This is a genomic window from Achromobacter sp. D7-1 (assembly GCF_059760445.1).
Window position 1 is genome coordinate 44,131 of sequence record NZ_JCBAMT010000002.1, and the last position, 13,106, is coordinate 57,236.

Annotated in this window: 22 protein-coding genes; 1 reads left to right on the forward strand and 21 read right to left on the reverse strand. The window is 61.7% G+C overall.

What is annotated here, in order from left to right; genetic code table 11:
• Positions 1 to 23: 23 nt before the first annotated feature.
• Both dsbD and cutA read right to left on the reverse strand, forming a co-directional pair.
• Positions 24 to 1,838 (reverse strand): protein-disulfide reductase DsbD, encoded by a 1,815-nt coding sequence (dsbD, locus tag AC6LKD_RS01430; protein WP_498114929.1) that lies wholly within the window; start codon positions 1,836 to 1,838, stop codon positions 24 to 26.
• An 86-nt stretch (positions 1,839 to 1,924) separates the two neighbouring features.
• The gene (gene cutA, locus AC6LKD_RS01435; RefSeq protein ID WP_498114835.1) at positions 1,925 to 2,272 is read right to left on the reverse strand and encodes a divalent-cation tolerance protein CutA; all 348 of its coding nucleotides are present in this window, start codon (positions 2,270 to 2,272) and stop codon (positions 1,925 to 1,927) included.
• A 113-nt stretch (positions 2,273 to 2,385) separates the two neighbouring features.
• On the opposite strand from cutA, the gene AC6LKD_RS01440 reads away from it, so the two are divergent.
• Positions 2,386 to 2,823: an HIT family protein gene (locus AC6LKD_RS01440; protein ID WP_013396999.1), complete on the forward strand. Its 438-nt coding sequence runs from the start codon at positions 2,386 to 2,388 to the stop codon at positions 2,821 to 2,823.
• A gap of 73 nt (positions 2,824 to 2,896) precedes the next feature.
• Here the strand turns inward: AC6LKD_RS01440 and rplQ are convergent, their stop codons facing one another.
• The 19 genes from rplQ to AC6LKD_RS01535 all read right to left on the reverse strand — a co-directional run bounded on the left by rplQ (position 2,897) and on the right by AC6LKD_RS01535 (position 13,042).
• Complete coding sequence (gene rplQ, locus AC6LKD_RS01445) at positions 2,897 to 3,289, reverse strand: 50S ribosomal protein L17 (protein WP_006389635.1); 393 nt, start codon at positions 3,287 to 3,289, stop codon at positions 2,897 to 2,899.
• A gap of 184 nt (positions 3,290 to 3,473) precedes the next feature.
• Positions 3,474 to 4,460 (reverse strand): DNA-directed RNA polymerase subunit alpha, encoded by a 987-nt coding sequence (locus AC6LKD_RS01450; protein WP_006216514.1) that lies wholly within the window; start codon positions 4,458 to 4,460, stop codon positions 3,474 to 3,476.
• Between the two features lie 214 nt (positions 4,461 to 4,674).
• The gene (gene rpsD / locus AC6LKD_RS01455) at positions 4,675 to 5,298 is read right to left on the reverse strand and encodes a 30S ribosomal protein S4 (protein WP_013397000.1); all 624 of its coding nucleotides are present in this window, start codon (positions 5,296 to 5,298) and stop codon (positions 4,675 to 4,677) included.
• 11 nt (positions 5,299 to 5,309) lie between these two features.
• Positions 5,310 to 5,711: a 30S ribosomal protein S11 gene (gene rpsK / locus AC6LKD_RS01460; protein WP_006216516.1), complete on the reverse strand. Its 402-nt coding sequence runs from the start codon at positions 5,709 to 5,711 to the stop codon at positions 5,310 to 5,312.
• A gap of 15 nt (positions 5,712 to 5,726) precedes the next feature.
• The gene (gene rpsM, locus AC6LKD_RS01465) at positions 5,727 to 6,092 is read right to left on the reverse strand and encodes a 30S ribosomal protein S13 (RefSeq protein WP_006216517.1); all 366 of its coding nucleotides are present in this window, start codon (positions 6,090 to 6,092) and stop codon (positions 5,727 to 5,729) included.
• A gap of 43 nt (positions 6,093 to 6,135) precedes the next feature.
• Positions 6,136 to 6,249, reverse strand: coding sequence for a 50S ribosomal protein L36 (rpmJ, locus tag AC6LKD_RS01470; protein ID WP_003806928.1), 114 nt, complete (start codon positions 6,247 to 6,249; stop codon positions 6,136 to 6,138).
• 34 nt (positions 6,250 to 6,283) lie between these two features.
• Positions 6,284 to 6,502 carry a translation initiation factor IF-1 gene (gene infA / locus AC6LKD_RS01475; protein WP_003806927.1) on the reverse strand — a complete coding sequence of 73 codons (219 nt, stop codon included), beginning with the start codon at positions 6,500 to 6,502 and terminating at the stop codon, positions 6,284 to 6,286.
• A gap of 8 nt (positions 6,503 to 6,510) precedes the next feature.
• Positions 6,511 to 7,836, reverse strand: a complete 1,326-nt coding sequence (gene secY, locus AC6LKD_RS01480; protein WP_013397001.1) for a preprotein translocase subunit SecY — start codon at positions 7,834 to 7,836, stop codon at positions 6,511 to 6,513.
• Positions 7,837 to 7,850: 14 nt separating this feature from the next.
• Complete coding sequence (gene rplO, locus AC6LKD_RS01485) at positions 7,851 to 8,291, reverse strand: 50S ribosomal protein L15 (protein WP_013397002.1); 441 nt, start codon at positions 8,289 to 8,291, stop codon at positions 7,851 to 7,853.
• 9 nt (positions 8,292 to 8,300) lie between these two features.
• On the reverse strand, positions 8,301 to 8,486 hold the full coding sequence (gene rpmD / locus AC6LKD_RS01490) for a 50S ribosomal protein L30 (protein ID WP_006216520.1): 186 nt from the start codon (positions 8,484 to 8,486) through the stop codon (positions 8,301 to 8,303).
• A gap of 3 nt (positions 8,487 to 8,489) precedes the next feature.
• Positions 8,490 to 9,011, reverse strand: a complete 522-nt coding sequence (gene rpsE / locus AC6LKD_RS01495; RefSeq protein WP_013397003.1) for a 30S ribosomal protein S5 — start codon at positions 9,009 to 9,011, stop codon at positions 8,490 to 8,492.
• 15 nt (positions 9,012 to 9,026) lie between these two features.
• Positions 9,027 to 9,392 (reverse strand): 50S ribosomal protein L18, encoded by a 366-nt coding sequence (rplR, locus tag AC6LKD_RS01500; protein ID WP_013397004.1) that lies wholly within the window; start codon positions 9,390 to 9,392, stop codon positions 9,027 to 9,029.
• 21 nt (positions 9,393 to 9,413) lie between these two features.
• Positions 9,414 to 9,947 (reverse strand): 50S ribosomal protein L6, encoded by a 534-nt coding sequence (gene rplF / locus AC6LKD_RS01505; protein ID WP_013397005.1) that lies wholly within the window; start codon positions 9,945 to 9,947, stop codon positions 9,414 to 9,416.
• Positions 9,948 to 9,959: 12 nt separating this feature from the next.
• A complete protein-coding gene (rpsH, locus tag AC6LKD_RS01510) occupies positions 9,960 to 10,355 on the reverse strand; it encodes a 30S ribosomal protein S8 (RefSeq protein ID WP_006392029.1) in 396 nt (131 codons plus the stop codon).
• A 10-nt stretch (positions 10,356 to 10,365) separates the two neighbouring features.
• Entirely contained in the window at positions 10,366 to 10,671 is a 306-nt protein-coding gene (gene rpsN, locus AC6LKD_RS01515; RefSeq protein ID WP_006216527.1) for a 30S ribosomal protein S14, read from the reverse strand.
• Between the two features lie 12 nt (positions 10,672 to 10,683).
• Positions 10,684 to 11,223, reverse strand: coding sequence for a 50S ribosomal protein L5 (gene rplE / locus AC6LKD_RS01520; protein ID WP_013397006.1), 540 nt, complete (start codon positions 11,221 to 11,223; stop codon positions 10,684 to 10,686).
• A gap of 12 nt (positions 11,224 to 11,235) precedes the next feature.
• Positions 11,236 to 11,556, reverse strand: coding sequence for a 50S ribosomal protein L24 (rplX, locus tag AC6LKD_RS01525; protein ID WP_006389623.1), 321 nt, complete (start codon positions 11,554 to 11,556; stop codon positions 11,236 to 11,238).
• A gap of 11 nt (positions 11,557 to 11,567) precedes the next feature.
• On the reverse strand, positions 11,568 to 11,936 hold the full coding sequence (gene rplN / locus AC6LKD_RS01530) for a 50S ribosomal protein L14 (RefSeq protein ID WP_006216531.1): 369 nt from the start codon (positions 11,934 to 11,936) through the stop codon (positions 11,568 to 11,570).
• A gap of 353 nt (positions 11,937 to 12,289) precedes the next feature.
• Entirely contained in the window at positions 12,290 to 13,042 is a 753-nt protein-coding gene (locus AC6LKD_RS01535; protein ID WP_041656915.1) for an aspartyl/asparaginyl beta-hydroxylase domain-containing protein, read from the reverse strand.
• Positions 13,043 to 13,106 lie beyond the last annotated feature (64 nt).

Here is a 13,106-nt window from a genome sequence, read left to right on the forward strand (position 1 = left end):
CCTTGCGGCAAGCGCGCGGCGCTTCAGCGCACCAGCACCTTGTCCAGCGATTCGGTGAAGCGTTTGGCGTCCTGGAAGCCCACCACGCGCGCCTCGGGCAATTCCTTGCCTCCCGGTTCGAAGAACATGATGCCCGGCGGGCCGAACAGGCGGAAACGCTTGAGCAGCGCGCGGTCGTCGGCGTTATTCGCGGTCACGTCGGCCTGCACCAGCAACATGCCCGACATGCGCTGCGCGACGCCCGGATCGGTGAACGTAAAGCGCTCCATCTCGCGGCACGACACGCACCAGTCGGCGTAGAAATCCAGCATCACAGGCTGGCTGCTTTGCGCCAGCAAGGCGTCCAGTTCGGCGTTGTTGCGCACGCGGGTGAAATGCACCTCGCCATTGTTGGCCGCCGTGGCGGCACTCGCGCCAGCAGGCGCACCGGCACGCGCTGCCAGGTGCGACAGGGGTTGCAGCACGTCGCGCCCGCCGCTGGCCGCACCGATGAGCCAGGCCGCCGCCGCCAGCGCCAGCAACAAGCCCACGCCCTTGCCGAACATGCGTGCCGAACCCGCGCCTTCCGGCAGGGCATCGAAAGCCCGCAGCATCACGGCGCCCACCACCGCCAGGAAGGCCCAGCCCGTCATCTGCACCCAGGTCGGCACCACCGGAATCAGCATCCACCAGGCGGTCGCCAGCAACAGCATGCCGAACAGACGCTTCACGCCGTCCATCCAGGGACCGGCCTTGGGCAGCAAGGCGCCCGAGGACGCGCCCACGATCAACAGCGGCACGCCCATGCCCCACGCCATCGCGAACAGGGCCGATCCGCCCAGCACCACGTCGCCGGTCTGCGAGATGTACAGCAGCGCGCCGGCCAGCGGCGCGGCCACGCAGGGCCCGACGATCAGCGCCGACAAGGCGCCCATCACCAGCGCCCCGGTGTAACGCCCGCCCGGGATGCGCGCCGAGCGTTGCGACAGCCAACCCTGAACGCCGGCCGGCATTTGGAACGTGAAGGCATCAAACATGGCCAGCGCCAGCACGGCCAGCAGTATCGCGAAGAGCGTGAGGATCCACGGCGTCTGCAGCCAGGCCGCGAGTCCCGCTCCACTCAGTCCTGCCGCCACGCCCAGGGCCGTGTAAACGACCGACATGCCGAGCACGTAGGTCGCGGCCAGCGCCAGGCCGCGGCCGCGCGACGGCTTGGCCTGCGCCGCGCCACCCAGCACGATGGACGAGAGGATGGGAATCATGGGGAGCACGCAGGGCGTGAAGGCCAGCAGCAGGCCCAGCACCAGGAACACGCCAGCGGTCTTGACCCAGCCCAGCCCGCCCAGCGCGTCGGCCAGGCCGGTATCGCCGGCATTGACCAGCGCGCCCAGGCCGCCCGAGGCGCCCGATGCAGCCGCGGGGCTTCCTCCCGGACCAGCCAGCGCGTAGCCGCCAGCCACCGGAGTCAATTTCACACTGCTGTCCATGGGCGGATAGCACAGGCCCGCGTCCGCGCAGCCCTGCGCGGTCAGGGTCAGGGTGAAAGGCTGTCCGCCTGCGGTCACCGGCACGCGGATCACCACGTCCTGGTGAAAGACCTCCATGTCCTTTTCAAAGGTCGGGTCGTACTTGACCTCGCCCTTGGGATAGACGGCTTCGCCCAGGGTGGCGGCGCCGATGGGACTGATGGTAATGCCGAAGCGTTCCCGGTACATGTAATAGCCGGGCGCGACGCGGTAGCGCATTTCCAGCGTATCGGGCGCCACCATCTGGGCGCTGAACGCGAAGGCCTTCTCAGGATCCAGGAACTCGGCCTCGGCGCGCGCGGCCGCCTGCCAGCCCAGCAACAGCAGCATCATGGCCAGCAAGGCCGCAAGATGCCTGAAGAAGGCGCGTGACGCGCAGGACTCGCGCCGGGGCGCGCCGATACCGGCTAGTTGCAACATCAGTCTCTCTTGTTCTGCGTGATGGCCGTCTGCTCACGCACCCAGTCCAGATAGGGCGCGGCGCCGCCGATAACGGGCAGCACGATGATCTCGGGCACATCGTAGGGATGCATCTGCGCCAGGGCCTGCACGACAGCCTGGTGGCGCGCGTATGTGGTCTTGATGTGGATGGGGATTTCCTCCGCCCCTTCGACCTCTCCTTTCCACATGTAGATGGACAGGCCCGGCGCGCCAAGGTTCACGCAAGCGGCCAGGCCGTCTTCAACCAGGATATGCGCAATCCGCTTGGCCAGCAGCAGGTCGGGCGCATTGCTGATGACCAGCACAACGTCGTCATCTCGCAACATGGAGGCTCCTCGGGATACCCGTATGGGACATAACTCAGGGTATTTTATCGGTATTGCGGCCATCGACCGGATCCGCCGGGCCTGAACGCGCCGCCGCTCCCACCGAGGCACGCATGTCCGATAACTGCCTGTTCTGCCGCATCGCCCGCCACGAAATCCCTGCGCACGTGATCCACGAAGACGAGCGCCTGCTGGCGTTTCTCGATATCCATCCGGTGCGCCCCGGGCACACGCTCATCATCCCGAAGCAGCACTATCCCTATTACGAAGACATGCCGGCCGACCTGGCGGGCAGCATCCTCAACCTGGGACAGAGGCTCGGGCGTCACATGAAGCGCCTGTATGACGTGGAGCGCGTGGGCTTCGCCTTCACTGGCATCCACGTGGCGCACGCGCATGCGCACGTCATCCCCATGCATCATCCGCAGGACGTCACGTCCACCCAATACATCGAGCAGCAGGACCTGACTTTCAAGATGCCGCCCCAGCCCGACGCGGCAGCGCTGGTCGCAACGGCGGCGCAATTGCGGGGCGAACTGCACGCCTCGTAGCGCGCGGCGGCTGCACAAAAAAAACAAGGGCGGGTCCGAAGACCCGCCCTTGTCGCTTATCGAGCTACCGAAGTTATTCGGCGCTGTCCTCAGCGGCTTCATCAACTTCCGGACGGTCAACCAGTTCCATGAAAGCCATGGGAGCGTTGTCGCCTTGACGGAAGCCCATCTTCAGCACGCGGGTGTAGCCGCCGTTACGGGCCGCGTAGCGCGGGCCGATTTCGGCGAACAGCTTCACCACGGCATCGCGATCGCGCAGACGGGCAAAAGCCAGACGCTTGTTCGCGAGGGTGGGCTCCTTGCCCAGCGTGATCAGGGGTTCGATGACGCGGCGCAATTCTTTCGCCTTCGGCAGCGTGGTCTTGATGGCTTCGTGGGTGATCAACGAAACGGCCATGTTGCGGAACATGGCAAGACGGTGACTGCTGGTGCGGTTGAGCTTACGCAAGCCATTACCGTGACGCATGATAAGTTTCCTTTGAATCTAAAGATGGCTGTCGCCATCGGGTTGCCGGCTCTTCTATCAACCTGCAATCAGGCCGCGGTCCGGTAGAAAACGGTGCATTTTACGACGATTTCGCAAACCAGCCGGCGCAAGGCCGGCTGCCCGCGGGAACCGCCCCTTTTCAGGCGCGGCACCCTTGCAAGACTTAGGGACGCTCCAGGCCCAGCGGGGGCCAGTTTTCGAGCTTCATGCCCAGCGTCAGGCCGCGTGCGGCCAGGACTTCCTTGATCTCGTTGAGCGACTTGCGACCCAGGTTCGGGGTCTTGAGCAGTTCGTTTTCGGTACGCTGGATCAGGTCGCCGATGTAGTAGATGTTTTCGGCCTTCAAGCAGTTGGCCGAACGCACGGTCAGTTCCAGGTCGTCGACCGGGCGCAGCAGCACCGGATCGATCTGCGGCGTGCCGCGGACCGGGGCTTCGTACGAATCGCCTGCGCCTTCCAGGGCGGCGAAGACCGAGATCTGGTCCATCAGGATGCGGGCCGACTGGCGCACCGCTTCCTCGGGCGAGATCACGCCGTTGGTTTCGATGTCCAGGACCAGCTTGTCCAGGTCGGTACGCTGTTCCACGCGGGCGCTTTCAACGGCGTAGCTGACGCGGCGGACCGGGCTGAACGAGGCGTCCAGAACGATGCGGCCGATGGTGTGGGTGCGGTCTTCCGACAGCGCGCGCACGTTGCCCGGCACGTAGCCGCGGCCCTTTTCGACCTTGATCTGCATTTCCAGCTTGCCTGCGTCCGTCAGGTTGCAGATGGCATGGCCGGGGTTGATGATCTCGACGTCGTGCGGCAGCTCGATGTCGCTGGCCAGCACGGTGCCCGCGCCAGTCTTGCGCAGGACCAGGGTCACTTCGTCGCGGTTGTGCAGCTTGAAGACCACGCCCTTCAGGTTCAGCAGGATGTCGACGACATCTTCGCGAACGCCCGGGATGGTCGAGTATTCGTGCACCACGCCCGTCATCTGGACTTCGGTCGGCGCGTAGCCGGTCATCGAAGACAGCAGGATGCGGCGCAGGGCGTTGCCCAGCGTGTGACCGTAGCCACGCTCGAACGGCTCCATCACGATCTTGGCATGGTGCGTGCCGACCGGTTCGACTTCAATGGAGCGCGGCTTCAGGAAACCTTGAGTGGACATTTACTGTGTTCCTTTTCAATACCCTCGGCTCGTTACACCGATAAGGCTGATGGACAGGGTGAAACTTGAAACGCGGACGGCGCCAAAACACCGGCCGATACTTACCGCAAAGCCCGCTCCGCCAAAAAGCGGAAAGCGGGCTGCTGCGGAGCGTGCAAACGGGTCGCGAGACCAGCTCGCCGGCGCACTGCGAAGGTAGCGCCGGCAGGCCTGATTAACGCGAGTACAGTTCGACGACCATCGATTCGTTGATGTCGCGAGCGACGTCAGCGCGATCGGGGGCCGACTTGAACGTACCGGTCAACTTGGTCGTATCGACTTCCACCCACTGGGGGATGCCGATGCTGGTGGCCAGATCGAGCGATTCCTTGATGCGGCCTTGCTTCTTGGCCTTTTCGCGGATCGACACGACGTCGCCAGCCTTGACCAGCATCGAAGCGATGTCAGCCGTGTGGCCGTTCAGTTCGATGGCGCGGTGGCTCACCAGCTGGCGAGCTTCGGCGCGCGTCGAGCCGAAGCCCATGCGGTAGACGACGTTGTCCAGGCGCGATTCCAGCAGCTGGATCAGCGTTTCGCCGGTGTTGCCACGGCGGCGCTCGGCTTCAGCGAAGTACTTGCGGAATTGCTTTTCCAGCACGCCGTACATGCGCTTCAGCTTTTGCTTTTCGCGCAGCTGCAGGCCGTAGTCGGAAGTGCGGGCACCCGAAGTGCGGCCGTGTTGGCCAGGCTTGGAATCCAGCTTGCACTTGGAATCCAGCGAGCGACGGGCGCTCTTCAGGAACAGGTCAGTACCCTCGCGGCGCGAGAGCTTGCATTTGGGTCCAATATAACGTGCCATGTGGATTCCCTTTAGATACGACGACGCTTCGGCGGACGGCAGCCGTTGTGCGGAACGGGCGTGATGTCGGCGATGGACGAAATCTTGATGCCCAGCGCGTTCAGAGCGCGGACCGACGATTCGCGACCGGGGCCGGGGCCCTTGATGCGCACTTCCAGCGTCTTGATGCCGTACTCCAGCGCGACGCGGCCAGCCGTTTCAGCAGCGACCTGCGCGGCGAACGGGGTCGACTTGCGCGAGCCCTTGAAGCCAGCACCGCCCGACGTGGCCCACGACAGTGCGTTGCCCTGACGGTCGGTGATGGTGATGATGGTGTTGTTGAACGAAGCGTGAACGTGCGCGATGCCGTCCGAGACGTTCTTCTTGACCTTTTTGCGCACGCGCGAAGCGCCGCTGGTGGAAGCTTTCGCCATAATCCAGTTCCTCGATTATTTCTTCAGGGACGCAGCAGCACGACGCGGGCCCTTGCGGGTCCGGGCGTTGGTGCGAGTGCGCTGGCCGCGCACGGGCAAACCGCGCTTGTGACGCATACCGCGGTAGGTTCCCAGGTCGATCAAACGCTTGATCGAGAGCTGTACTTCACGACGCAGGTCGCCTTCAACCGTGAACAGACCAACATGTTCGCGGACGCGTTCCAATTCAGCGTCGTTCAGATCCTTGACCTTTTTGTCAAAGGGTACGTTTGCCGCTTCGCAAATCTTGCGAGCGCGCGTACGACCAATGCCAAAAATGGCGGTCAGTCCGATCTCGGCGTGCTGTTGCGGCGGGATGTTAATGCCAGCAATACGGGCCATGACTATTCCTTGAATAAATCTGTTGCGTAGTCGCTAACCCGAGTTAGCCTTGACGCTGCTTGTGACGCGGGTCGGTGCAGATAACGCGCACCACGCCGTGACGTTTGATAACTTTGCAGTTGCGGCAGATCCGCTTAACCGATGCCATTACTTTCATGGTTGACTCCTAATTTTCCGTAATCCGGTTCCGCTCATTTGGAGCGGAAAACTATCCTGGCTCGCGTCAGATCATAGGGCGTGAGCTCCACTGTGACCTTGTCACCCGGCAGGATCCGGATGTAATGCATACGCATCTTGCCGGAAATATGGCCCAACACCACGTGGCCGTTTTCGAGCTTGACGCGAAATGTCGCGTTCGGGAGGTTCTCAAGAACCTCGCCTTGCATCTGAATGACGTCGTCCTTGGACATTCTTTTGCTTACCGCATCGGCAAACCCGCGCCCTTGAAGTTAGCCTTCTTGAGCAACGAGTCGTACTGGTGAGACATCATGTAGGCCTGAACCTGTGCCATGAAATCCATCGTCACCACCACAATAATCAACAGGGACGTACCACCGAAGTAGAAAGGAACGTTCCAGCGCATCACCAAGAATTCCGGCAACAGGCACACCAACGTGATGTAGATGGCACCTGCGAGCGTCAGACGCATCAGGATCTTGTCGATGTAGCGCGCTGTTTGTTCGCCCGGACGGATGCCCGGAACAAACGCACCACTCTTCTTCAGGTTGTCCGCCGTTTCGCGGCTGTTGAACACCAGAGCCGTGTAGAAAAAGCAGAAGAAAATAATCGCGACCGAGTACAGCGTGATGTAGAGCGGTTGACGAGGCGACAGGGCCGCAGCCAGGTCGCTAAGCCAGCGCATGTTCTCACTGCTGGAGAACCAGCTCGTGATCGTGGCCGGGAACAGAATGATCGACGACGCGAAGATCGGCGGAATCACCCCTGCCATGTTCAGCTTCAGCGGCAAATGCGAGCTTTGACCACCGTAGACCTTGTTGCCGACCTGACGCTTGGCGTAGTTCACCGTGATCTTGCGCTGTCCGCGTTCCACGAACACCACAAAAGCGGTAACCAGCACCACCAGAGCCACGATGAACAGTGCGGAAAGCACGGACATCGAGTTGGTGCGGACCAGGTCCAACAGTGCAGCCAGCGCCGCGGGCAGACCCGCAACGATACCTGCGAAGATCAGGATGGAAATCCCGTTGCCCAGACCACGTTCCGTGATTTGCTCACCCAGCCACATGACGAACATGGTGCCGGTGACCAAGGTCACGACGGTCGTGAAGCGGAACAGCATGCCCGGATCGATCACCAGTCCCTGCTGGGACTCCAACGCTACCGAAATGCCCACAGCCTGCACCAGCGCCAGCACGACCGTGCCGTAGCGGGTGTATTGGGTGATCTTCCGACGGCCGGCTTCGCCCTCTTTCTTGAGCGATTCCAGCGACGGCACCACCACAGACATCAGCTGCATGATGATGGATGCCGAAATGTACGGCATGATCCCCAGGGCAAAAATCGAGAAGCGCGAGAGCGCCCCGCCCGAGAACATGTTGAACAGGCCCAGGATCCCGCCCTGGTTCTGACGGAACAAGTCCGCCAGCGCATCCGGGTTGATGCCCGGTACGGGGATGTGTGTACCCAAACGGTAAACCACCAGGGCGAGCACCAGGAACACGAGGCGGCGCTTCAGATCGCCGTACCGTGCTCCGGTTTTGCCCAATGCCTGCGCGTTAGCCACTCGTCACCTCGTGATCAAGCAAGCGAGCCGCCCGCGCCTTCGATGGCGGCGCGAGCGCCGGCCGTCGCGGTAATGCCCTTGAGCACGACCTTGCGCGAGAGTTCACCCGACTTGATGACCTTGGCGTAACGAACCGCCTGGCCAATCACGCCAGCGGCCTTCAGCACTTGCACGTCGACTTCGTCGATGGGCAGGGCTTGCAGGTCCGACAGACGGACTTCGGCGTACAGGTGCTGGCCGAGCGGGGTGAAACCACGCTTGGGCAGACGACGCTGCAGCGGCATTTGACCGCCTTCGAAGCCAACCTTATGGAAACCGCCCGAGCGCGACTTCTGACCCTTGTGACCACGGCCGGCGGTCTTACCCAGACCCGAACCGATGCCACGGCCGACGCGGCGCTTGGCGTGCTTGCTGCCCTCAGCGGGCTTCAGCGAATTAAGTTGCATATCCGACATGGTGATTCCTTAGGCTTCCGAGACGGAAACGAGATAATCCACCTTACGGATCATCCCACGCACCTCGGGCGTATCGACCAACACGCGGCTGCTGTTGATGCGACCCAAGCCCAAACCGCGAACCGTATCACGGTGCGATTGCTTGGTACCGATCACCGAGCGCACGAGGGTCACTTTGATCTGCTTCTGAGCCATGATTTACCCCAGGATTTCTTCGACCGACTTGCCGCGCTTGGCAGCAACATCAGCCGGGGTCATGGAGGCGCGCAGGCCGTTCAACGTGGCGCGAACCATGTTGTAGGGGTTGCTCGAGCCCAGGCTCTTGGCAACCACGTTACGCACACCCATCACATCAAAAATAGCGCGCATCGGGCCGCCAGCGATAACGCCGGTACCTTCAGCAGCGGGCGAGATCAGCACGGTAGCGGCGCCATGCTTGCCAACCACGGTGTGGTGCAGCGTGCCGTTCTTCAGAGCGACCTTGAACATGCCGCGGCGGGCTTGTTCCATAGCCTTCTGAACGGACACCGGCACTTCACGCGCCTTGCCCTTACCCATGCCGATGCGGCCATCGCCATCGCCAACCACGGTCAGCGCGGCAAAGCTCATGGTGCGACCACCCTTGACCACTTTGCTCACGCGGTTGACCGCGATCATCTTTTCGCGGAGGCCGTCATCGTTCTCTTTTTCCGCGGCGTTCTTGCCTTGTACTTTAGCCATTTGACAGATCCTCGCTTAGAACTTCAGGCCGGCTTCACGCGCGGCATCGGCCAGCGCTTTCACGCGGCCATGGTAACGAAAGCCCGAGCGATCGAAAGCGACCAGTTCGATACCGGCAGCCTTGGCCTTTTCGGCCACGCGCTTGCCAACCAGCGACGCAGCGGCTTTGTTGCCGCCCTGACCGGTTTGGCCGGCCAGTTGCGCGCGCACTTCGGCTTCGACCGTCGAGGCGCTGACCAGAACGCGATCGCCTTCCGGCGAAATGATGTTGGCGTAGATGTGCTGGTTCGAGCGGAAAATCGAGAGGCGATGAACGCGCAGCTCGTTGATCTTCCGGCGGGTCGGAACCGCACGACGCAAACGGGAAACTTTTTTGTCCATGATTCGTCCTTGCGTGCGCCGTTATTTCTTCTTGGTTTCTTTGATGACGACGCGTTCGTCCGAGTAACGCACGCCCTTGCCCTTGTAGGGTTCGGGTTCGCGGTACGCGCGGATTTCAGCGGCCATCTGACCGACGACTTGCTTGTTGGCGCCCTTGATGACGATTTCCGTCTGGGTCGGGCACTCGGCCTTGATGCCGGCCGGCAACTGGTGCAAAACGTCGTGCGAGAAACCGAGCTGCAGCTTAACGGCATCGCCTTGGATCGAGGCGCGGTAACCCACGCCAACCAGGGTCAGCTTGCGCTCGAAGCCCTTGCTCACGCCGGTGACCATGTTGGCCACCAGAGCGCGCACGGTACCCGACATGGCGTTGGCGTGACGGCTTTCGTTGGCGGCGACAAACGTGAGTTTGCCGTTGTCCAACGCAACCGTGACGTCGCCAGTCAGGGCTTGGGTCAAGCTGCCCAGCGGGCCCTTGACGGTGATCTGATCCTGCTTGATGTCAGCTTCGACACCCTTGGGCAGTTCGACCGGATACTTAGCGATACGTGACATTCGAATTTCTCCTTAGGCCACGTAGCACAGCACTTCGCCGCCGACGCCGTTGGCGCGAGCCTTACGGTCGGTCATGACGCCGCGCGAGGTCGAAACGATAGCCACGCCCAGGCCGTTCATGACCTGAGGAATGCTGGTACGGCCCTTGTAGATACGCAGACCGGGGCGCGACACGCGTTCAATGCGCTCGATAACCGGACGGCCAGCGTAGTACTTCAGGGTGATCTCGAGCTCAGGCTTGGCCTGGGTGCCCTTGATTTCAAAGCTGTCGATGTAGCCTTCGTCCTTCAGCACAGCGGCAATGGCCGCCTTCAGCTTCGAGGAGGGCATGTTCACCGTAACTTTGTCCACTTGCTGCGCATTGCGAATGCGGGTCAGCATATCGGCGATGGGATCGCTCATGCTCATATTGTTTCTCCTACCAGCTGGCCTTGGTGATGCCGGGGATTTCACCCTTCATCGCCATTTCACGCAGTTTGTGGCGCGTCAGGCCGAACTTGCGGAACACACCGCGCGGACGACCGGTGACCACGCAACGGTTACGTTGACGCGTCGGGTTGGCATTGCGCGGCAGCTGTTGCAGCTTGAGCCGAGCTTGGTAACGTTCTTCGTCGGTCTTCGACTGGTCGTCGATGATCGCCTTCAACTCAGCGCGCTTGGCAGCGAACTTGTCAGCCAGCTTGGCGCGCTTGATGTCGCGATTGATGAGGGAAAGTTTAGCCACGTCATCAGCCCCTTAGTTACGGAACGGGAAGCTGAAGGCCGTCAACAGCGCCTTGGCTTCTTCGTCGGTCTTCGCGGAGGTGGTGATGCTGATGTTCAGCCCACGCAGCGCGTCGATCTTGTCGTACTCGATTTCGGGGAAAATGATCTGCTCTTTCACCCCGATGTTGTAGTTGCCACGGCCGTCGAACGCACGACCCGAGATACCGCGGAAGTCGCGCACGCGAGGCAGCGCAACCGCCACCAGGCGATCCAGGAATTCGTACATGCGTTGACCGCGCAGCGTGACCATGCAACCGATCGGGTAGTTTTCGCGGATCTTGAACCCGGCGATAGCCTTCTTGGTCTTCGTCACGACGGGCTTCTGGCCGGCGATCTTGGTCAGGTCGCCAACAGCGTGCTCGATGACTTTCTTGTCCGACACCGCTTCCGACACACCCATGTTCAGGGTGATCTTGGTGATGCGCGGCACTTCCATCGTGCTCTTGTAGCCAAACTTGGCTTGCAGGTCGGCAGCGACCTTGCTCTTGTAGAGATCTTGCAAACGAGACATGTCTATCGCCCCTTACGCCTTGGCGCCGACAACGGCACCATTGGAACGGAACACGCGAACCTTGCGGCCTTCGACTTCTTGCACGCCCACGCGATCGCCACGGCCGGTGGCCGGGTTGAACAGCGCGACGTTCGAGATGTGAATCGGCATGGTCTTTTCGACAATCCCGCCCGGGTTGTTAGCCATCGGGTTGGCTTTCACGTGCTTCTTGACGACGTTGACGCCTTCGACCAGAACGTGGTCGGCATCGACGCGCGCCAGCACGGTACCGCGACGCTTCTTGTCGCGGCCGGTCAGGACGATGACTTCGTCGCCTTTACGAATGTTGTTCATCGTAGGGCTCCTTACAGCACTTCCGGGGCCAACGACACGATCTTCATGAACTTCTCGGTACGCAGTTCGCGCGTAACGGGTCCGAAGATGCGGGTGCCGATGGGCTCCAGCTTGGCGTTGAGCAACACGGCGGCATTGCCACCGAAACGAATCAGCGAACCGTCTTTACGGCGCACGCCCTTGGCGGTACGAACCACCACGGCATTGTAAATTTCGCCTTTCTTGACGCGTCCGCGCGGAGCCGCATCTTTGACGCTCACCTTGATGATGTCGCCGATACCGGCATAACGGCGCTTGGAGCCACCGAGCACCTTAATGCACATGACATGACGCGCACCAGTGTTATCGGCCACATCCAGCGTGGTCTGCATTTGGATCATGATTTTTCCTGTTCCAACTTAACTGGAAATACGGTTTTCCCAACAAGGGAACACTGCAATTCCTGCCAGTTTTGGTCCCGTCAGGTCTGCCGCCCTGCTTTTGTGTTGGCATGTCTTGAGCTTTCGCCCTACTCACGCAACTGGTTGGCAACGCAACGACCCTGGGTTGAAATCCTGCGGGTATTCCCCCAACACGTCGGGCTAACCTGCATAGGCGCGGGCCAACTCGATCGACAATCTGGGAAAGCTGATAATTCTAACGTGGTTAGTTTTTGAGCGCAAGCACTTTGTGTGGATAACCCACAAAAGCCACGCTCCCCCTGGGAAAGGGGTGGACCGAGGCTATCCGCCCCCTATTTCTGGCGGTAGTAGCCCTTCTCCCAGGCGTCATGATTGGCCTTGCCGCGACGGATCTCGTCCGTGAACGGCGCGGCCATGAGCACCAGGCGGTTCAGCCATTTTACCGGAGCGCGGCAGGGCCGCTCGAAGTCCACGAAGAGTACGGCGCGCAAGCCGGCAGTGTCGTTGTGGACCTGGTGGGGGTAAAGGTCGTCGAACACCACCGCCCGGCCTTCGCGCCAGCTGTAGCGCTCGCCCCCGACCTCGATCCAGCATTGCTCGGCCGGTTCCGGCACCACCAGCCCCAGATGCAGGCGCAGGACCCCGTTGTACGGACCCGTGTGCAGGGGGATGCGCTTGCCGGCCTCCAAGATGGAGAAGAATGCCGTGCGGATGCCCGGGATCCCCTGCAGCGCCCGGGCGGTGGCGGGACACCGGGCCAGATTACGTTCGGAACGCAGGCCGTAACCCATGAAGACAAAGGTCTTCCATTGGTCGTCCGAGGTGATCTGGCCCACATCGGGCGAGATTTCGTGAAACGCGGGCAGGTGCTGGCGCTCGGAGAGCAGGCCCGCCAGTTCAGTGCGGATGGCAGGCGCCTGGGCCTCGAGCGCGGCTACCCAGGGAAACTGGCCGTTGTCGAAAATGGGACGGTCGCCGACCAACGAAGCCTGGGCGATGCGATTGCGCAACCAATCTATGAAGCGGAAAAAGACGCGCGAGTAGAAACTGGGCTTGCTGGGCGGACGCGCATCGACGGGTTGCACAATGAGTAGCCGGATAGACAGCCAAAGATGCACCATTTTGTCCATGCCGGCGCAGGCACGCAAG